Origin of the sequence: Pseudomonas sp. B20(2017), assembly GCF_002113125.1 — a bacterium.
Lineage (GTDB): Bacteria > Pseudomonadota > Gammaproteobacteria > Pseudomonadales > Pseudomonadaceae > Aquipseudomonas.
Genome location: NZ_NEJP01000005.1, coordinates 240,102 through 259,177 on the forward strand (window position 1 = coordinate 240,102; position 19,076 = coordinate 259,177).

Here is a 19,076-nt window from a genome sequence, read left to right on the forward strand (position 1 = left end):
CGGATCGCCTTTTTTATTACTTCACCACTTTCAGGCTTGGCCGGCCGCTTGGGCGCGGCGGCTCGCTGTCCGGTGGCGGAACATCGTCATCCTGCTCGATCTCGTCCTCGTCATCCATCGGCGACTCCAGATCGAACACCATGCCCTGACCGTTCTCCCGGGCATAGATCCCCAGAATTGCAGCAATCGGCACGTACAGACTGTGCGGGACGCCACCGAAGCGACCTTCAAAGGTCACAACGTCGTTGTCCATGTGCAAGTGCCGCACGGCACTTGGCGAAATGTTCAGGACAATCTGCCCGTCACTGGCAAATCCCTGTGGCACCTGCACCGCCGGGTACTCGGAATTGACCAGCATGTGCGGGGTGCAATCGTTATCCACAATCCACTCGTAGAGCGCGCGGACCAGATAAGGTCGACTGGAGTTCATAGCGGCTCCTTAAGCCTTAGCGCATGTCGCGTTCGACACCAGACAGACTCGCCTGGAAAGCCTCACGCGCAAACTGACGCTCCATATAATCAAGCAGCGGCTTGGCGGGCCGCGGCAGTTCTATACCCAGAATCGGCAAACGCCAGAGTATTGGCAATAGGCAGCAATCCACCAGACTTTGTTCCTCACTGAGGAAAAACGGCTTGTCGGCAAACAGCGGCGACACGCCCGTCAGGCTTTCACGCAATTCCTTGCGCGCCACGGCACGGGCCGCTTCCTTGGTGCGCGAATCCAGAATCAGATCCACCAGACCACACCAGTCGCGCTGAATGCGGTGCATCAGCAGACGACTGTTGGCACGCGCCACCGGGTAAACGGGCATCAATGGCGGATGCGGGTAACGCTCATCCAGGTACTCCATCACCACGGTCGACTCCCACAACGCCAGGTCACGATCGACCAGCGTGGGCAGACTGCCGTAAGGGTTCACTTCAATCAGTTTAGGCGGCTGACGACCAGCCTCCACAAAAATGATTTCGGCGCTGACACCCTTCTCTGCAAGCACGATGCGCACTCGGTGGGAATAGTGGTCGGCGGGGTCGGAGTAACAGGCCAACCGATTGGTCACGCCCATGGCGATCCTCCTCGCTTGTTGAAATAGTCGGAGCCGGAAAAACGCGCGCGCCCAGAGGACGCCTCCCGCAACGACTGGTGAACCAGGCGTTGCGTTTTCAGAGGCGCCCTTGGGCGCGCGCGATTAACAGCAATTGCTTGAAGCGTTATCAGTGCACGTCTTTCCAGTATTCACGCTTGAGCAGGTAGGCGAACACAAAGAAGAACGCCAAGTACAGCAAGACGTAAGTACCGATGCGCTGATGTTGCAGCTTAACCGGGTTAGCCGAGTAAGCCAGGAAGGTTACCAGATTCTTGACCTTCTCATCGAATTGCTCTTCGTTGAGGGTTCCGGTTTTCGGCACGATGGTCAGTTGATCGCACGCTTCATGAGTCAGAGGCGTACCGGTCAGCGGGTCATATTGCTTCTTGCCGTCTTCGACGATCTGTACCTGTTTGCAACCCACGACCTGACGACCCTGCAGGCCGACCAGCACGTTAGGCATGCCGACGTTCGGGAAGACCTTGTTGTTCACGCCCCATGGACGCGCAGGATCTTCGTAGAACGACTTGAGGTAACCATAGAGCCAGTCGGTGCCACGAACACGAGCCACCAGCGTCAGGTCAGGCGGCGCTGCGCCGAACCAGGTCTTGGCGTCGGCCGGCTGCATGCCGATGTTCATGTGATCGCCGATCTTGGCGCCTGTGAACACCAGTTTTTCCAGCATCAGTTCGTGCGGGATGCCGAGGTCATCGGCCACACGCTCGTAACGCTGGAACTTGGCACTGTGGCAACCCATGCAATAGTTGGCGAACGTACGCGCGCCATCCTGCAGGGCAGCCTTGTCGGAAACGTCGATGTCGACTTTTTCCAGTTCCGGACCACCGTGTTCGGCCGCGAAAGACAGCACTGGCAGAGCAGCAAAAATCAGAGCAAAAAATAACTTTTTCATCAGCCAGTCACCCTTTCCGGAACCGGTTTGGTCTTCTCGAGCCTGGTGTAGAACGGCATCAGAATGAAGTAGGCGAAATACAGGAAGGTGCAGACCTGCGACAGCAGCGTACGGCCTGGCGTCGGGGCCAGAACGCCCAGAATGCCGAGGATCACGAACGAAATGCAGAACACCACCAGCCAGATCTTGCTCATCCAGCCTTTGTAGCGCATCGACTTGACCGGGCTGCGGTCGAGCCACGGCAGGACGAACAGCACCGCAATCGCTGCACCCATGGCGATAACGCCCATGAGCTTGTCAGGGACCGCACGCAAGATTGCGTAGAACGGCGTGAAGTACCAGACCGGTGCAATGTGCTCAGGCGTCTTGAACGGGTTCGCTTGCTCGAAGTTAGGTTTTTCGAGGAAGTAGCCGCCCATTTCCGGGAAGAAGAACACAATGAAGCAGAAGATGAACAGGAACACCACGACGCCGACGATATCCTTCACGGTGTAGTACGGGTGGAAGGCGATGCCGTCCAGCGGGACACCGTTTTCGTCTTTGTGCTTCTTGATGTCCACGCCGTCCGGGTTGTTCGAACCGACTTCGTGCAACGCCAGGATGTGCAGCACCACCAGACCGAGAATCACGATCGGCAGGGCAACCACGTGCAGGGCGAAGAAGCGGTTCAAGGTGATCCCGGAAATCAGGTAGTCACCACGGATCCACTGGGTCAGGTCGTTGCCGATGACCGGGATCGCGCCGAACAGCGAGATGATCACCTGGGCACCCCAGTAGGACATCTGGCCCCACGGCAGCAGGTAACCCATGAAGGCTTCAGCCATCAGCGCCAGGTAGATCAGCATGCCGAAGACCCACACCAGCTCACGCGGTTTCTGGTACGAACCGTAGAGCAGACCACGGAACATGTGCAGATAGACCACGATGAAGAACGCCGAAGCACCGGTGGAGTGCAGCAGACGCAGGATCGAACCGTACTCGACGTCGCGCATGATGTATTCGACGGAAGCGAAAGCTTCTTCCGCCGACGGGGTGTAGCTCATCGTCAGCCAGACACCGGTGACGATCTGGTTGACCAGAACGAGCAGCGCCAGCGAGCCGAAGAAGTAGAAGAAGTTGAAGTTTTTTGGAGCGTAATACTTGCTGAGATGGTCTTCCCACATCTTGGTGGCGGGGAAGCGTGCATCAACCCAATCCATGAACTTGCTCATCACGCTTTCTCCGTATCGACGCCAATGACAATCAGGTCATCGGTCTCATAGGAATGCGGGGGTACTGGCAGGTTCAAAGGCGCAGGTTGCGACTTGTAGACGCGGCCAGCCAGATCGTAGTGGGAACCGTGGCAAGGGCAGAAATAGCCACCTACCCAGTCTTTGCCCAGATCCGCGGGCGCCACTTCGGGACGGAAGGTCGGTGAGCAACCCAGGTGAGTGCAAATCCCGATCAGCAGGAGAATTTCCGGCTTGATCGAACGCACTTCAGGGTCGACATAAGTGGGTTGCGTGGAGTTTTTGGAGGTCGGATCGGAGAGCTGACCCTCGATCTTTTTGAGATTCCCCAGGATTTCCTCGGTACGGCGGACAATGAACACCGGCTGGCCGCGCCATTCAGCAATCATCTGCTGCCCTGGCTCGATTTTGCTGACATTCACTTTCACCGGTGCTCCGGCAGCCTTCGCCTTGGCACTGGGAAACCATGACCCCACGAACGGGACCGCAGCCCCCACCGCTCCTGCAGCACCCACCACGGATGTGGCTGCTACCAAGAAGCGACGCCGGCCTGCATTCACGCCGTCATTGCTCATTCAGTCCTCTCCCATCAGCTTTGTGGCCTGTTAAATCAGGCATCTACTAAATATGAATCTATGTACTTATAAAAATTTTGCCGAATGGTAATGAAAACCCCCAATTCTGACAAGGTAATTACCCGGAGGGCTGCCCCTCAAGCCTTGTAGTATAGGGGGTCTACGAATGTGGCAAGTTGTCACAGCGCAATTATTCAAGAAATCGCACGCATAAAAAAACGCCCGGTTCCGTGAGGAATCGGGCGTTCTTTTTGAACGTGGAAGCGAAATTAACGCTTCGAGTACTGCGGACGCTTACGCGCTTTACGCAGACCAACTTTCTTACGTTCAACTTCACGGGCGTCGCGAGTAACGAAGCCAGCTTTGCGCAGAGCGCTACGCAGGGTTTCGTCGTAGTCCATCAGCGCGCGAGTGATACCGTGGCGGATTGCGCCAGCCTGACCACTTACACCACCACCGATGACGGTGACGTAGATGTCGAACTTCTCGACAGTCTCAGTCAGTTCCAGCGGCTGACGAACTACCATGCGGGCAGTTTCGCGACCGAAGAACGTGTCCAGGGAGCGGTTGTTGATGGAGATGTTACCAGTACCCGGACGCAGGAAAACGCGTGCGGTTGCGGTCTTGCGACGGCCAGTGCCGTAATTTTGAGTCGCCGACATAATGAACTATTCCGTTAAATCTTCAGTTCTTGGGGCTGCTGAGCAGTATGAGGGTGTGCAGCGCCCGCATAGACTTTCAGCTTACGGTACATGTCGCGACCCAGTGGGTTTTTAGGCAGCATGCCTTTAACCGCGGTCTCGATCACGCGCTCAGGGGCCTTGGCGATCAGCTTTTCAAAGTTGATCGACTTGATGCCGCCCGGGAAACCGGAGTGGGAGTAGTACATTTTGTCAGTGGTTTTAGCACCGGTAACACGGATCTGCTCGGCGTTGATTACGACGATGTAGTCGCCGGTGTCAACGTGAGGAGTGTACTCAGGCTTGTGCTTGCCACGCAGACGGCTCGCGATTTCGGTGGCCAGACGACCCAGGGTCTGACCAGCAGCGTCGACGACAAACCAGTCGCGCTTTACTGTTTCCGGTTTAGCAGTAAAAGTTTTCATTCTTTATAGCCTCAGGGGCCGCCTGTAAATAAGACGGCGGATCTTACTGAATAGTGCGTACTTTGACAAGTCAAAGGCAGCCGGATACAGACGCTTTCGGGGGCTCGGGTCGGCGCGTCCGTTCAACGGCAAGATTCTTCGGCGGCGGGGCATCACTTCCACTGCAGAAAGAGGTCGGCAATTATGCAGATTGCGAAAAAAATTTCAACCTGCTTTTATGCTTGTTTTGCCCAAGGAGCACCCGATGGACTATCGCCAGCTAGGCCGTACCGACCTGAACGTGAGTGCAATCTGCCTCGGCACCATGACCTGGGGCGAGCAAAACACTGAAGCTGAAGCCTTCGCCCAGATCGAACGGGCAAAAGAGGCCGGGATCAATTTCCTCGACACAGCCGAAATGTACCCGGTGCCACCGAAAGCCGAAACCTACGCCACCACCGAGCGCTATATCGGCAATTACTTCAAGAGCCGCGGCGACCGCGCCGACTGGATCCTCGCCAGCAAGATCGCCGGCCCCGGCAACACCATCGACTACATCCGCGACAAAAACCTGCGCCACAACCGCCAGCACATCACCGAAGCCGTGGACGCCAGCCTCAAGCGCCTGCAGACCGACTACATCGATCTGTATCAATTGCACTGGCCGGAGCGCAGCACCAATTTTTTCGGACAGCTGGGCTACAAGCACCAGACCGAAGCCAACCTGACGCCGCTTGAAGACACCCTCGAAGCGCTCGATGAGCAAGTGAAGGCCGGCAAGATCCGCCACATCGGTCTGTCCAACGAAACGCCGTGGGGCACGATGCGCTTTCTAGCCCTGGCCGAAGCCCGTGGCTGGCCGCGCGCTGTCTCGATCCAGAACCCCTACAACCTGCTCAACCGCAGCTTCGAGATCGGCCTGGCGGAAATCGCCATCCGCGAGCAGTGCGGCCTGCTCGCCTATTCGCCGCTGGCGTTCGGTTTCCTGTCGGGCAAGTACGAAGGTGGGGCGCGTCCGCCAAAAGGTCGCCTGAGCCTCTACAGCCGCTTCAGCCGCTATTTCAACCCGCAATCGGAAGCGGCGTGCAGCCGTTACGTGGCTCTGGCCCGTGAACATGGCCTGGATCCGGCGCAAATGGCGCTGGCCTTTGTGAATCAGCAACCGTTCGTCACCAGCAACATCATCGGGGCGACGACGCTGGAGCAACTGGACAGCAACATCGCCAGCTACGAGCTGAAGCTGTCGAGGGAAGTGCTGGAAGGGATCGAAGCGATTCACAGGGATCATCCGAACCCGGCGCCTTGATCAGCCGCTAAAAGCTTCGCGAGCAGGCTCGCTCCCACAGGTACAGCGTGATCCCTGTGGGAGCGAGCCTGCTCGCGAAGGGGCCAGTCAACTCACTGCAAAACTCAAAGCGACCGCGCAATGATCTCCTTCATGATTTCATTGGTGCCGGCATAGATCCGCTGCACCCGCGCATCCGCCCAGGCTCGCGCCACCGGGTATTCCCACATGAAACCGTAGCCGCCATGCAGCTGCACGCACTCGTCGAGCACCTTGCATTGCAGGTCGGTGCCCCAGTACTTGGCCATCGCCGCCGTCGGCACGTCGAGTTTGCCTTGCAGGTGCAACTCCAGGCAGCGGTCGACGAACACCCGACCGATCTGAATTTCGGTGGCCATTTCCGCCAGTTTGAAGCGGGTATTCTGGAAGTCGGCAATCGACTTGCCGAACGCCTTGCGGTCACGGGTGTAATCCAGCGTCCATTGCAGCGCTGCCTCGGCTGAAGCCAGACCGCCAATCGCCACAGTAAGACGTTCCTGCGGCAGTTCCTGCATCAGATAGGCGAACCCCGCCCCGGCCTGACCCAGCAGGTTTTCTTTCGGCACGCGTACGTCCTGGAAGAACAATTCCGACGTGTCCTGAGCCTTCATTCCGACCTTCTCCAGGCGCTTGCCCTTGTCGAAGCCCGGCGTATCCGCCTCCACCAGAAACAGGCTGGTGCCCTTGGCGCCAGCCTTGGGATCAGTCTTGGCGACGACGATCACCAAATCTGCCAGGAAGCCATTGGTGATAAAAGTTTTCGAACCATTGATCACATATTCGTCGCCATCCAGCACCGCCGTGGTCTTGACCCCTTGCAGGTCGGAACCGGCACCCGGCTCGGTCATGGCGATCGCGGTGACCATCTCGCCGGACACCAGTTTCGGCAGGTACTTCTGCTTCAGCGCCTCACTGCCGTAATGCAGGATGTACGGCGCAACAATGTCCGAATGCAGTGAGAAGCCGATGCCGGTCAGGCCCAGCCGCCCTACTTCTTCGATCACGACCGCGCTGTAAAGAAAGTCCGCCCCCAATCCGCCGTATTCCTCCGGCAAATGCGAGCAAAGCATCCCCGCCTCCCCCGCCTTGTTCCACAGCTTGCGGTCGATGTAGCCTTGTTTTTCCCATTGCCCATGGAACGGCACGGCCTCTTTTTCGAGGAATGTTCGTACGCTGTCGCGGAACAATTCGTGCTCGGGGCTGAACAAGGTTCTGGGAATCATGCGGCACCTTTTCTTTATTGTTGGGGGGGATCAGACCTTCAGAGACTAAGCCTCGCTTCCGATACAGGACACTGGACACATCCGACAAAAAATAAGACGATCCAGCCGTCTGGTGACCACTTTCCCTTATAAAAACAAAAGTTGAATTATGTCCAAGCAAGTCTCCACGCCCTTGCGGCGCGTCAGCATCCTGGCGATCGACCGGGTTTTCGCTTCCACCCTCATGCAAGCCAAGGATTTCTTCCATCTGGCCAGCCTGCGTTACGGCAAACAACTGGGCCACGGCCTGACTCCGGCGTTCGAAACCCGCCTGGTCAGCCCCGACGGCAAACCGGTGAACAGTTTCAGTGACGTGGTCATGCCGGTGGACGGCGGCCTGGAAAACGCCGACGTCATCATCCTCCCGGCCTTCTGGGACGATTTCGATACGCTGTGCCAACGTTATCCACAGATCCTGCCGTGGCTGCGCGAACAGCACGCACGGGGCGCCGTGCTCTGCGGCGAAGCCACCGGGGTGTTCTGGCTGGCCGAGGCCGGATTGCTCAACGGCAAGGAAGCGACCACCTACTGGCGCTTCTTCAATGCCTTCGCCGAGCGCTTTCCGCAGGTCTATCTCAATCAGGACAAGCATCTGACCGACGCCGACAACCTGTATTGCGCCGGCGGCACCACCTCAGCCTGCGATCTCTACATTTACCTGATCGAGCGCTTCTGCGGCGCCAATGTGGCCCAGGCGGTGGCCCGCGACATTCTTTATGAAGTGCAGCGCAGCTACGCGCCTGGCCGCATCGGTTTCGGCGGCCAGAAGCTGCATCAGGATGTGATCATCCTGCAGATCCAGCACTGGCTCGAGGAGCATTTCGCCGACAAATTCCGCTTTGAAGACGTGGCCCGCGAGCACGGCATGAGCATCCGCAACTTCATGCGCCGCTTCCAGACCGCCACCGGTGACAAGCCACTGCACTACCTGCAACGGCTGCGCATCGAGACCGCCAAGGGCTTGCTCTCCGGCAGTCGCAAGAGCATCAAGACCATCAGCTACGAAGTCGGATACGACGATGCGAGCTTCTTCGCACGGCTGTTCCGCCAGCACACCGAACTGTCGCCGAACCAGTACCGGCAGCAGTTCCAGCAAGCTGCCTGACGATTCGACCAGACACAAAAAAGGGCCTGCATTTGCAGGCCCTTTTTTGTTTGCCGAATTCGTTTAAGGCTTGTGTGCCCGGGACAGGAATTCGTGGGATTGCATCTCCAGCAGACGGCTGAGGGTACGCTGGAACTCGAATGTCAGACGCCCACCGGTGTACAGGTCTTTCAACTCGACTTCGGCAGAAATGATCAGTTTGACGTTACGGTCGTAGAACTCGTCGACCATGTTGATGAAGCGTCGGGCGATGTCGTCGGTGGTGACACTCATCTGTTCCACGCCACTGAGAAGCACGGCGTGGAAGATCTTGCCCAGCTCGATGTAGTCGTTCTGGCTGCGCGGACCGTCGCACAGTTCGCGGAAGTCGAACCAGGCCACGTCGTCGCAAGTACGCAGGGCGCGGATTTCGCGGTTCTCGATGATCAACACATCGTTTTCCACGGCAGCCGTGCATTCTGGCGTCAGCGCGCGGAAGCTCTTGCGCAGACTTTCATGAGCGGCTTCGTCGAGCGGAAAGTGGAACAGCTCCGCCTGCTCTAGGTGGCGCAGACGGTAGTCGACGCCGCTGTCGACGTTGACGATCTCGGTGTTCTGCTTGATCAGCGCGATAGCCGGCAAGAAGCGCGCGCGTTGCAGGCCATCCTTGTACAGGCCGTCCGGCACGATGTTCGAAGTGGCAACCAGCGTTACGCCGTTCTTGAACAGTTCTTCCATCAGCGTGCCGAGGATCATGGCGTCGGTGATGTCGGAAACGAAGAATTCATCGAAGCAGATGACCCGCGATTCAGTCGCGAAACGCTTGGCGATGATGGTCAGCGGGTTTTTCTCGCCGCCAAGGGTCTTCATCTCCTCGTGCACGCGCTTCATGAAGCGGTGGAAGTGGGTACGGGTCTTTTCCTTGAATGGCAGCGCTTCGAAAAAGGTGTCCACCAGGTAAGTCTTGCCGCGACCCACGCCGCCCCAGAAATACAGGCCCTTGACCGGCGTCTGATCCTTTTTGCCAAACAGCTTGCCCAGCAATCCCGGCTTGTTCTGCTCGGCCGCGATCAGGTCGTCGTACAGGCGTTGCAGATGACGCACGGCAGTTTCCTGCGCCGCATCGTGGAAGAAGTCCGGGCGTTTCAGATCAGCTTGATATCGTTCTAGGGGCGTCATAATTCGTTAGCAAGGCAACAAAAACGGGCCGTCACTGTAGCGATGGCCCGTGGGAATGGCAATCGGCCCTTGGTCGGGCCGGCCCGTTGATTATTCCTGAACCGGCGTCAGAGCGATCCGCAAGGCCTCGACTGCCGCATCTCGCGCAGCAGCATCGGCGAACGCCGGGCTGTCGCCGACGCACTCGCCTTCCAGCCACACGCTGAAGCTCAGGTCTTCGCTGCGTACATCCAGCGCCTGACCCGATTGCAGCTGTTTGGTCACCTGACCGGCGGTTTTACCGTCGGTGAAGTTGCGCGACAGCAGCAGCTGCTCGCCGTCAGCTGCCAACAGACGGAAACGGAAACTGCCGTCGTCTTCACGGAAGCTGACGAAACGTGCGGCTTTCGCGGCCTTCTTCTTGGTGGTCGCGGCCACCTGAACCTGATTGACGAATGAGCGCAGGCCAACCGCCTCGCGCAGCTCGTTGAGGAACGGCGTCGCCACCGCACGGGCCTTCTTGGCGCCGTGTTGCAGGATGTCTTCCAGATCTGCCGGACGCTCGATCAACTGGTGATAACGCTCGCGGGATTCGCCCAGCTCGTTGTCGAGCAACTGGAACAGACGGTTCTTCGCCTCGCCCCAACCCAGACCGCCCAGCAGCTCGCTGCGGAATTCGTCGGCCTGCGCCGGCGTGGAGAAGGCCTGGAACAGGGTGAACAGGTGCGAGTTGTCCGGATCTTTCGCTTCGCCCGGCGCGCGGGAGTCGGTGACGATGCGCGAGATCGCGTCCTTCATTTCCTTGGCGCTGGAGAACAGCGGAATGGTGTTGTCGTAGCTCTTGGACATCTTGCGACCGTCCAGGCCCGGCAAGGTGGCCACGCTTTCCTCGATCAGCGCTTCGGGCATGGTGAAGAACTCCTTGCCCTGGCCGAACAGGTGGTTGAAGCGCTGACCAATGTCCCGCGCCATTTCCACGTGCTGGATCTGGTCACGGCCGACCGGCACCTTGTGCGCGTTGAACATCAGGATGTCGGCCGCCATCAGCACCGGATAGCTGTACAGGCCCATGGTGATACCGGCATCCGGGTCTTCGCCGGTCTCGACGTTCTTGTCCACCGACGCCTTGTAGGCGTGGGCGCGGTTGAGCAGGCCCTTGGCGGCAACGCAAGTCAGCAGCCAGGTCAGCTCGGGGATTTCCGGGATGTCGGACTGACGGTAGAAGGTTACGCGATCCACATCCAGGCCACCGGCCAGCCAGGTCGCGGCGATTTCCAGACGCGAGCGCTGGATGCGCAGCGGGTCATCGCACTTGATCAGGGCGTGATAGTCGGCCAGGAAATAGAACGAGTCGGCATTGCTGTCGCGGCTGGCGAGAATCGCCGGGCGGATGGCGCCGGCGTAGTTGCCCAGGTGCGGGGTGCCGGTGGTGGTGATGCCGGTGAGGATGCGGGTACGGTTAGTCATGGGTAATCGCTTGTCAGACTGCAATCAATTCGAGAGACGCGGCAGGATCAGATCCTTGAGATCGGTCAGCTTGCCATGAAAAAAGTGTCCGCATTCTGCCACTTTCAGCAGCTCATGGGGGCGCTGGAGTTTGTCGGACCAGTCGTAGACCAGCTGCGGATCGATCACTTCGTCAGTTTCCGGCTGGATCACGGTCAGTTCGCCCCGCTGCGGCAGTTGATCCTGATCGCCCAGACGCATCACCGCCGGCGCAACCATGAACAGGTGCTTGAGCGTGATGCCTTGGGCTTCGAGACGGCCGCCGAGACTTGCCGCAACAAATCCACCGAAGGAGAAACCGAACAGGGTCAGCGGCAGGTCCGGGTGTTTTTCCAGCAGCCAAGCGGCAGCGGCCTGGGCGTCGTCGACCTCACCGGTGCCCATGTCATGGGAGCCTTCGCTGGCACCGACGCCGCGGTAGTTGAAGCGCAAGGTGATCAAACCGGCGTCGCGCGCGGTGCGCTGCAGGGTCGAGACGACCTTGTTGAGCATGGTGCCGCCCTGCACCGGGTTGGGATGGCAGATCAGCGCGATGCCGCGAGGCTGCTCGTTGTCCAGATACAAAGACTCAAGTTGCCCCACCGGGCCATCAATTACTACAGGGGTTTCACGCATCAGCAAGGAAGGAACTCCGTGACCTCGAATCGGGTCGACTCGTCTAGCAAATTGTCTGTGCCAGTCTATTGCGAGTGAATCGCGGTATACAGCGCAGGTTCGAGCCGTTAACGTAAAGCAAAGCCGTTTATAGAGGAAGGACTCGTGGAACACTCGCTCTTAGTTTGGTTGTTACCGACTCTTGCCCTGGTTGTGGGTGTCGCCATTGGTTTCCTGATCGCTCGCGTTGCGCCGAACGCCGCGCCCAGCCGCACGCAGCGTCAACTGGATGATATTCAGGAACGTTTCGACAGTTATCAGAACGAAGTGGTGACTCACTTCAACAGCACCGCCAATCTGGTCAAGAAACTGACCCAAAGCTATCAGGAAGTGCAGGATCACCTCGCCGAGGGCGCCAACCGCCTGGCCCTGGACGAGCAGACTCGTCAACGCCTGCTGGCTTCGTTGCACTCCGAGGCCGCACAGGCTCCACGGGAACGCCTGACGCCACCACGGGATCAGGAACCGCCGCGTGACTACGCGCCAAAGACCCCGAACTCGCCGGGCATGCTCGACGAGCATTACGGCCTGAAGAAGTAATCAGCCTTCGCGCCAACAAAAAGCCCCCGGACAATCACTTGTCCGGGGGCTTTTTTGTACCTGACGGTTACGGGTACTGCTGAACCGTACCCGGTTGTTGCTGACCACCGTACTGCTGGCCAGGGATCGCCTTCAGGTTGACTTCAACGCGACGGTTCTGCGCCCGGCCGTTGACGTCACCATTGCTGGCAATCGGATTATCCGGACCCGCACCGCGAGCACTCAAGTTGGCACCGCTGACGCCTTGAGAAGTCAGGTAGGTGGCCACGCTCTGCGCACGACGCTGGGACAGGTCCATGTTGTGCTGGCGACTGCCGGTGCTGTCGGTGTAACCGACGATTTCGATCTGGTTCTGGTTGAACTCTTTGAGCGAGTTAGCCAGGTTGTTCAGCGGCTGATAGAAGCTGGAAGCGATGTTCGCCGAATCGGTGGCGAACGTGATGTTGCCCGGCATGATCAGCTTGATCTGATCGCCCTGACGCTGCACTTCAACCCCGGTATTGGCCATGCTGGCGCGCAGTTTTTTCTCCTGCTGGTCGGCGTAGTAGCCGTAACCGGCGGCCGAGGCACCGACGACGGCTGCGCCGATCAGCGCACCCTTGCCGCGGTTGTTGTGGTCGATGGCGGCACCGGCCAGCGCGCCGGCCAGTGCTCCGAGGCCACCGTACTTGGCGGTTTTGCTCATGCCTTGGGAGCCGCCATCGGCCTGACCCTGATTGTCATACGGGTTGGGCGAGGCGCAGCCGGACAAGACGGCCACGGCAGTAGCGACAATAATCAAACGACGCGTGGTGAACATGGAGTGCTCCTACATTTTGCATTCTGTGGTGCAGCGGCCATTGGCAACTGGCCCGTGCGGGCGTTGGATCATGACAATGCACAAAAATTCCGCTGGGCACCCGTGACAAAATGTTTAGGCACGCACAAACGGGTTCTCGCGCATTTCATCCCCCAGACGCGTATCCGGCCCATGTCCGGCCACAACGGTCGCGTCCTCATCCAGGGTGTACAGCCGCTGCTTGATCGATCGCACGATGGTCGCCTGATCGCCGCCCCACAAATCCGTGCGCCCTACTCCGCGACGAAACAATGTGTCGCCGGCTATCAACAGCTTAGCCTCGGAAAACCAGAAGCTCATGGAACCTGGCGTATGCCCCGGGGTGTGCAGCGCCACGCCACAACCACAGGCCAGCTCTTCATCGTCGCTCAACCAGCGATCGGGAGACGGCACCGGGGTGTAAGGCACGCCGAACATCTGGCATTGCATCTCGAGGTTGTCCCACAGGAACTGATCCTCTTTGTGCAGATGCAAGGTGGCGCCGGTCTTCTCTTTCATCTGGCCGGAAGCCAGGAAGTGATCGAGGTGCGCGTGGGTGTGAATGATGCTGACCACTTTCAGGCCCAGCGCATCGAGGCGCGCCATGATCAGGTCAGGATTGCCGCCTGGATCGACGACGATGGCTTTTTTGGTGATCGGGTCGCCGATGATCGTGCAATTGCACTGGAGCGGGCCGACGGGGAAGGTTTCGCGGATGAGAGAAGGCGTTACAACTGACATGAAAAATCCTCGACAGGCGGCGGACAGCATTTTTTCAGAATTCTACTGCACACGCCGATACAGAGTGCCAGGCCAGTAATTTGACGCCACTAATCAGAAATAGTGGCCATATGATGTCAAATGTATAAATTCTGGTGCAAAATCGCGTTTTTTTTGTAGCGGCCGCATTCAGGAAGGGTCGCATAGCTCTCAGGAAATCCTATGCCAACGCCCAAGACGTATTCGATCAGTTTGCCCTCCACGCTGACAGGCAATGCCCTCGTCGACAGCCTCATCTCCGGCACCTATTGGCTGGGAGCCAACTGGAGTCCGACTGGGCCGACCAACCTGAGCTATAGCTTCATGGCACCGGTCACTTCGTATTTCGTGACCGATTACAGCCCCGACAACGAATACAACGCACTGTATGAGCTCACGGCCGGACAAAAAACCGCAATCACCAGCGCGCTGGGCGCCTGGAGTGCCGTCGCCAACCTCAACTTCACGCTGACCACCGACACCCTTTTCAACGTCGGTGACATGCGTTTTGGCGGCTATCGCTTGATGGACGACAAGACCGCTGCGTGGGCTTACTTCCCGGCCAATACGCCAGTCGCCGGCGATGTCTGGATCGGTCCGCAGACCAATGATCCGAACCCGGGCAAAGGCACCTACGACTACATGACGTTCGTGCATGAAATCGGCCATGCGCTGGGACTCAAGCACCCGTTCGACGCCAGCTCGACCAACAAGACCCTGCTCGACCCGACGCTCGATGATGTTCACTTCACGGTGATGAGCTACAACAGCAATTATTCCTACCAGCCAACCACGCCAATGGTGCTGGACATCATCGCGATCCAGAGCCTGTATGGCGCCAACATGGCGTGGCAGGCCGGTGACACTGTTTACAAGTGGGCAGCCAACCAGTCGATTTTCGAGACCATCTGGGATGGCGGCGGCAACGACACCATCGATGGCAGCAACCAGCTCGCGGCCGTCAGCATCAACCTCAATGAAGGCGCTTACAGCCAGATCGGCAAGGCGTTCATCGATTACAACAACCAGACCGCGATTAATGACGGGCTGGCGATTGCCTACGGGGCCAAGATCGAGAACGCCATCGGTTCTGCGTTCAACGACATCCTCACCGGTAACGCACTGAACAACACGCTTGATGGCGGCGCAGGTGCCGACACCATGTCCGGTGGCGACGGCGTCGACACCTACTACGTCGACAACGTCGGCGATGTAGTAATCGAAACCGATGCCTCGCTGACCGCCCTTGACCGCGTATTCGCGTCCATCGATTACACCCTCGGCAACAACGTCGAAAACCTGATCCTGACCGGCACCGGCAACCTCAACGGTACCGGCAACTCGGTCAATAACCGCATCACCGGTAACGATGGCAATAACATCCTTGATGGCAGCACAGGCGCTGACACATTGATTGGCGGACTCGGCAACGACACCTATATCGTCGACAACGTCGGCGACACCATCGTCGAAACCAGCACCCTGGCCGGCGAGATCGACAGTGTCTGGTCGTCGGTCGACTTCACCTTGAGCGCCAACATAGAAGTCCTCTCGCTTTCCGGTACCGCCAATCTCAACGGCACCGGCAACAGCGGCGTTAACTACATCAATGGTAATTCGGGCAACAACATCCTCGATGGTGGCGCGGGTGCCGACGTCCTGAATGGCGGCTTGGGCAATGACACTTATATCGTCGACAACATCGGCGACACGGTGACTGAAAGCAGCACGCTGGCCAGCGAAATCGACACCGTGCGCGCGTCGGTGAACTGGACTCTGGGCGCCAACCTGGAAAACCTCGTGCTCACCGGCGATGCGATCAACGGCACCGGTAACGCGCTGGACAACACGCTGACCGGTAACGCTGCAGCCAACACCCTCAATGGCGGCGCAGGTGCCGACACCATGATCGGCGGTGATGGCGTCGACACCTACTACGTCGACGACGTCGGCGATGTAGTGATCGAAACCGATGCCTCGCTGACCGCACTCGACCGCGTGTTCGCATCCATCGACTACACCCTCGGCGCCAACGTCGAAAACCTGATCCTGACCGGCACGGCCAACCTCAACGGCACCGGCAGCGCGGTCAGCAACCGCATCACCGGCAACGACGGCAATAACATTATTGACGGCGGCCTGGGTGCCGACACGCTGATCGGTGGTCTGGGCAATGACACCTATATCGTCGACAACGTCGGCGACACCGTCACCGAAACCAGCACCCTGGCGAACGAGATCGACACCGTACGTGCATCGGTTGACTGGACACTCGGCGCCAACCTGGAAAACCTCGTGCTCACCGGCAACGCCGTCAACGGCACCGGTAACGCGCTGAACAACACGTTGACCGGCAACGTAGCGGCCAACATCCTCGATGGCGGCCTCGGCGCCGACACCATGATCGGCGGCGACGGTGTCGACACCTACTACGTCGACAACGTCGGCGACGTGGTCATCGAAACCGATGCCTCGCTGACCGCGCTCGACCGCGTGTTCGCCTCCATCGACTACACCCTCGGCGCCAACGTCGAGAACCTGATCCTGATCGGCAGCGCCGTCAACGGCACCGGCAATGAGCGGGATAACCGCATCACCGGCAACGCCCTGGCCAACACCCTCAATGGCGGCGCAGGTGCCGACACCATGATCGGAGGTGATGGCGTCGACACCTACTACGTCGACGACGTCGGCGATGTAGTGATCGAAACCGATGCCTCGCTGACCGCACTCGACCGCGTGTTCGCGTCCATCGACTACACCCTCGGCGCCAACGTCGAAAACCTGATCCTGACCGGCACGGCCAACCTCAACGGCACCGGCAGCGCGGTCAGCAACCGCATCACCGGCAACGACGGCAATAACATTATTGACGGCGGCCTGGGTGCCGACACGCTGATCGGTGGTCTGGGCAATGACACCTATATCGTCGACAACGTCGGCGACACCGTCACCGAAACCAGCACCCTGGCGAACGAGATCGACACCGTACGCGCATCGGTTGACTGGACACTCGGCGCCAACCTGGAAAACCTCGTGCTCACCGGCAACGCCGTCAACGGCACCGGTAACGCGCTGAACAACACGTTGACCGGCAACGCAGCGGCCAACACCCTCGATGGCGGCCTCGGCGCCGACACCATGATCGGCGGCGACGGTGTCGACACCTACTACGTCGACAACGTCGGCGACGTGGTCATCGAAACCGATGCCTCGCTGACCGCGCTCGACCGCGTGTTCGCCTCCATCGACTACACCCTCGGCGCCAACGTCGAGAACCTGATCCTAACCGGCAATGGCAACCTCAACGGCACCGGCAACGCGGTCAGCAACCGTATGACCGGTAACGCCGGTGACAACATTCTCGACGGCGGCGCCGGCATCGACACGCTGATTGGCGGCTTGGGCAACGACACTTATGTCGTCGACAACGCTGGCGACATCATCACCGAGACCAGCACCCTGGCGAACGAAATCGACACCGTCCGTGCGTCGGTTGACTGGACACTGGGCGCCAACCTGGAAAATCTGGCGCTGACCGACAACGCCATCAACGGCACCGGCAACAGCCTGAACAACGTGCTCACCGGCAACGCCATGAATAACACCCTCAGCGGCGGCGCCGGTGACGACACCCTCGACGGCGGCCTCGGCGCCGACACCATGATCGGCGGCGACGGCGTTGATACCTACTACGTCGACAACGTCGGCGACGTGGTCATCGAAACCGACGCCTCGCTGGCCGCACTCGACCGCGTGTTCGCGAGCATCGACTACACCCTCGGCGCCAACGTCGAAAACCTGATCCTGATCGGCAGCACCAACCTCAACGGCACCGGCAACGCGGTCAACAACCGTATCACCGGCAACATCGGCAACAACATTCTCGACGGCGGCATGGGAGCCGACACCATGATCGGTGGCGCCGGCAACGACACCTACGTTGTGGATAACATCAACGATGTCGTGATCGAGCAGATCGGCGAAGGGCATGATCTGGTCAGAACCAGTATCAGCTACACCCTCGGCGCCAATGTTGAAGACTTGACGATGTTTGGCGACACATGGGGTGCACTCACCGGCAATGCGCTGGACAACACCATCACAGGCAACTCCGCCACCAACTACATCGATGGCGGGCTAGGCGCAGACACCATGATTGGTGGAGCCGGGCATGACGTCTACAACGTGGATAACATCAACGACGTTATCGTTGAACTCGCGGATGAGGGGATTGATACCGTCAACACCAGCATCGACTACACACTGGCGGACAACGTCGAAGATGGTCAGATGATTGGCAGTGCCAACCTGAATCTGACAGGTAATGCCATGGAAAACGTCTTGCACGGCAACGATGGCAACAACATCCTGTCGGGCGGTCTCGGCGCTGATCGCATGATTGGCGAGGGCGGCGACGATATCTTTATTGTGGATAACGTCAATGACCTCATCTTCGAGTTCCAGAATGGCGGTCACGACCTGATCCGCACTTCGGTTGATTACAACCTTTCGGATTACGTCGAGGACGGCACCCTGCTCGGCAGCGCAGACCTGACAATGTGGGGCAACAACCTCGATAACATTCTGACGGGTAACGCCGGCAACAACGTACTCGGCGGCAATGGCGGAACCGACAAACTGTTCGGTGGGGAAGGAAACGACACACTGTACGGTGGGTGGGGACATAGCACGTTGACGGGCGGTACCGGGGCTGACACCTTTGCCATCACTAACATGATCAATCTCGGAAAGGAATTCGGAACAAGCTCCTCGCAGAACGTCATTGCCGATTTCAACGCACTGGAAGGGGACAAAATCGATTTCTCCAAATTCGACATTGACCCGATGACCCTCGGCTATCAACACTTGACGTTCATTGGCTCCAGTGAATTCACCGGGCTGGGGCAACTGCGTTTTGCAGATAACGTCCTGTCGGGCAACCTGAGCGCAGACGCTGGGGGGCACTTCGAAGTGCAAGTGGTGGGCGTCAACTCGCTCAGTGCGAACGACGTCATCGTCTGATCCCTTAGCTGCCTGAAACATTCGAAGCTGAAAAATGAAAACACCCCGCCATCGCGGGGTGTTT

Annotated in this window: 17 protein-coding genes; 4 read left to right on the forward strand and 13 right to left on the reverse strand. The window is 58.8% G+C overall.

The features are described 5' to 3' along the window. Positions 1 to 16: 16 nt before the first annotated feature. From CAF63_RS09680 to rplM, 7 genes are all read right to left on the reverse strand, one after another. Positions 17 to 430: a ClpXP protease specificity-enhancing factor gene (locus tag CAF63_RS09680; RefSeq protein ID WP_007956787.1), complete on the reverse strand. Its 414-nt coding sequence runs from the start codon at positions 428 to 430 to the stop codon at positions 17 to 19. Between the two features lie 16 nt (positions 431 to 446). Then, positions 447 to 1,064 carry a glutathione S-transferase N-terminal domain-containing protein gene (locus CAF63_RS09685; protein ID WP_065261495.1) on the reverse strand — a complete coding sequence of 206 codons (618 nt, stop codon included), beginning with the start codon at positions 1,062 to 1,064 and terminating at the stop codon, positions 447 to 449. Positions 1,065 to 1,212: 148 nt separating this feature from the next. Beyond that, a complete protein-coding gene (locus tag CAF63_RS09690; protein WP_085684713.1) occupies positions 1,213 to 1,995 on the reverse strand; it encodes a cytochrome c1 in 783 nt (260 codons plus the stop codon). After that, complete coding sequence (locus CAF63_RS09695; RefSeq protein ID WP_085684715.1) at positions 1,995 to 3,206, reverse strand: cytochrome bc complex cytochrome b subunit; 1,212 nt, start codon at positions 3,204 to 3,206, stop codon at positions 1,995 to 1,997. The genes CAF63_RS09690 and CAF63_RS09695 overlap by 1 nt, the downstream gene beginning before the upstream one ends. Further along, positions 3,206 to 3,799, reverse strand: a complete 594-nt coding sequence (gene petA / locus CAF63_RS09700) for a ubiquinol-cytochrome c reductase iron-sulfur subunit (RefSeq protein ID WP_007917031.1) — start codon at positions 3,797 to 3,799, stop codon at positions 3,206 to 3,208. The genes CAF63_RS09695 and petA overlap by 1 nt, the downstream gene beginning before the upstream one ends. Before the next feature lie 269 nt (positions 3,800 to 4,068). After that, on the reverse strand, positions 4,069 to 4,461 hold the full coding sequence (rpsI, locus tag CAF63_RS09705) for a 30S ribosomal protein S9 (RefSeq protein ID WP_007956794.1): 393 nt from the start codon (positions 4,459 to 4,461) through the stop codon (positions 4,069 to 4,071). Between the two features lie 14 nt (positions 4,462 to 4,475). Beyond that, entirely contained in the window at positions 4,476 to 4,904 is a 429-nt protein-coding gene (rplM, locus tag CAF63_RS09710) for a 50S ribosomal protein L13 (RefSeq protein WP_003228062.1), read from the reverse strand. A 244-nt stretch (positions 4,905 to 5,148) separates the two neighbouring features. On the opposite strand from rplM, the gene CAF63_RS09715 reads away from it, so the two are divergent. Then, positions 5,149 to 6,189 (forward strand): NADP(H)-dependent aldo-keto reductase, encoded by a 1,041-nt coding sequence (locus tag CAF63_RS09715; protein ID WP_085684717.1) that lies wholly within the window; start codon positions 5,149 to 5,151, stop codon positions 6,187 to 6,189. 104 nt (positions 6,190 to 6,293) lie between these two features. Here CAF63_RS09715 and CAF63_RS09720 read toward each other — a convergent pair whose 3' ends face one another. Further along, entirely contained in the window at positions 6,294 to 7,430 is a 1,137-nt protein-coding gene (locus CAF63_RS09720; RefSeq protein ID WP_085684719.1) for an acyl-CoA dehydrogenase family protein, read from the reverse strand. Between the two features lie 247 nt (positions 7,431 to 7,677). Between CAF63_RS09720 and CAF63_RS09725 the strand changes: the two genes are divergently transcribed. Beyond that, positions 7,678 to 8,574, forward strand: a complete 897-nt coding sequence (locus tag CAF63_RS09725) for a GlxA family transcriptional regulator (protein ID WP_170929381.1) — start codon at positions 7,678 to 7,680, stop codon at positions 8,572 to 8,574. 63 nt (positions 8,575 to 8,637) lie between these two features. Here the strand turns inward: CAF63_RS09725 and zapE are convergent, their stop codons facing one another. The 3 genes from zapE to CAF63_RS09740 form a co-directional block, all read right to left on the reverse strand. Further along, positions 8,638 to 9,732, reverse strand: coding sequence for a cell division protein ZapE (gene zapE, locus CAF63_RS09730; protein ID WP_085606932.1), 1,095 nt, complete (start codon positions 9,730 to 9,732; stop codon positions 8,638 to 8,640). Between the two features lie 90 nt (positions 9,733 to 9,822). Next, positions 9,823 to 11,178, reverse strand: a complete 1,356-nt coding sequence (locus tag CAF63_RS09735) for a tryptophan--tRNA ligase (protein ID WP_085684722.1) — start codon at positions 11,176 to 11,178, stop codon at positions 9,823 to 9,825. Positions 11,179 to 11,202: 24 nt separating this feature from the next. Beyond that, the gene (locus tag CAF63_RS09740; protein WP_085684865.1) at positions 11,203 to 11,832 is read right to left on the reverse strand and encodes an alpha/beta hydrolase; all 630 of its coding nucleotides are present in this window, start codon (positions 11,830 to 11,832) and stop codon (positions 11,203 to 11,205) included. 144 nt (positions 11,833 to 11,976) lie between these two features. On the opposite strand from CAF63_RS09740, the gene CAF63_RS09745 reads away from it, so the two are divergent. Further along, a complete protein-coding gene (locus CAF63_RS09745; RefSeq protein WP_039766275.1) occupies positions 11,977 to 12,411 on the forward strand; it encodes a YhcB family protein in 435 nt (144 codons plus the stop codon). A gap of 67 nt (positions 12,412 to 12,478) precedes the next feature. On the opposite strand, the gene CAF63_RS09750 is transcribed toward CAF63_RS09745, so the two are convergent. Both CAF63_RS09750 and CAF63_RS09755 read right to left on the reverse strand, forming a co-directional pair. Next, positions 12,479 to 13,210 (reverse strand): OmpA family lipoprotein, encoded by a 732-nt coding sequence (locus CAF63_RS09750; protein ID WP_007956806.1) that lies wholly within the window; start codon positions 13,208 to 13,210, stop codon positions 12,479 to 12,481. A 114-nt stretch (positions 13,211 to 13,324) separates the two neighbouring features. Then, on the reverse strand, positions 13,325 to 13,969 hold the full coding sequence (locus CAF63_RS09755) for an MBL fold metallo-hydrolase (RefSeq protein WP_085684724.1): 645 nt from the start codon (positions 13,967 to 13,969) through the stop codon (positions 13,325 to 13,327). Positions 13,970 to 14,170: 201 nt separating this feature from the next. Between CAF63_RS09755 and CAF63_RS09760 the strand changes: the two genes are divergently transcribed. Next, positions 14,171 to 19,012, forward strand: a complete 4,842-nt coding sequence (locus CAF63_RS09760) for a matrixin family metalloprotease (protein ID WP_085684726.1) — start codon at positions 14,171 to 14,173, stop codon at positions 19,010 to 19,012. Positions 19,013 to 19,076 lie beyond the last annotated feature (64 nt).

Coding starts and splice junctions, on each gene's coding strand:
- rplM (WP_003228062.1), bottom strand. CDS start 4,904: ATGAAAACTTTTACTGCTAAACCGGAAACAGTAAAGCGCGACTGGTTT.
- CAF63_RS09695 (WP_085684715.1), bottom strand. CDS start 3,206: ATGAGCAAGTTCATGGATTGGGTTGATGCACGCTTCCCCGCCACCAAG.
- zapE (WP_085606932.1), bottom strand. CDS start 9,732: ATGACGCCCCTAGAACGATATCAAGCTGATCTGAAACGCCCGGACTTC.
- CAF63_RS09740 (WP_085684865.1), bottom strand. CDS start 11,832: ATGCGTGAAACCCCTGTAGTAATTGATGGCCCGGTGGGGCAACTTGAG.
- rpsI (WP_007956794.1), bottom strand. CDS start 4,461: ATGTCGGCGACTCAAAATTACGGCACTGGCCGTCGCAAGACCGCAACC.
- CAF63_RS09760 (WP_085684726.1), top strand. CDS start 14,171: ATGCCAACGCCCAAGACGTATTCGATCAGTTTGCCCTCCACGCTGACA.
- CAF63_RS09680 (WP_007956787.1), bottom strand. CDS start 430: ATGAACTCCAGTCGACCTTATCTGGTCCGCGCGCTCTACGAGTGGATT.
- CAF63_RS09720 (WP_085684719.1), bottom strand. CDS start 7,430: ATGATTCCCAGAACCTTGTTCAGCCCCGAGCACGAATTGTTCCGCGAC.
- CAF63_RS09750 (WP_007956806.1), bottom strand. CDS start 13,210: ATGTTCACCACGCGTCGTTTGATTATTGTCGCTACTGCCGTGGCCGTC.
- petA (WP_007917031.1), bottom strand. CDS start 3,799: ATGAGCAATGACGGCGTGAATGCAGGCCGGCGTCGCTTCTTGGTAGCA.
- CAF63_RS09735 (WP_085684722.1), bottom strand. CDS start 11,178: ATGACTAACCGTACCCGCATCCTCACCGGCATCACCACCACCGGCACC.
- CAF63_RS09685 (WP_065261495.1), bottom strand. CDS start 1,064: ATGGGCGTGACCAATCGGTTGGCCTGTTACTCCGACCCCGCCGACCAC.
- CAF63_RS09690 (WP_085684713.1), bottom strand. CDS start 1,995: ATGAAAAAGTTATTTTTTGCTCTGATTTTTGCTGCTCTGCCAGTGCTG.
- CAF63_RS09755 (WP_085684724.1), bottom strand. CDS start 13,969: ATGTCAGTTGTAACGCCTTCTCTCATCCGCGAAACCTTCCCCGTCGGC.
- CAF63_RS09715 (WP_085684717.1), top strand. CDS start 5,149: ATGGACTATCGCCAGCTAGGCCGTACCGACCTGAACGTGAGTGCAATC.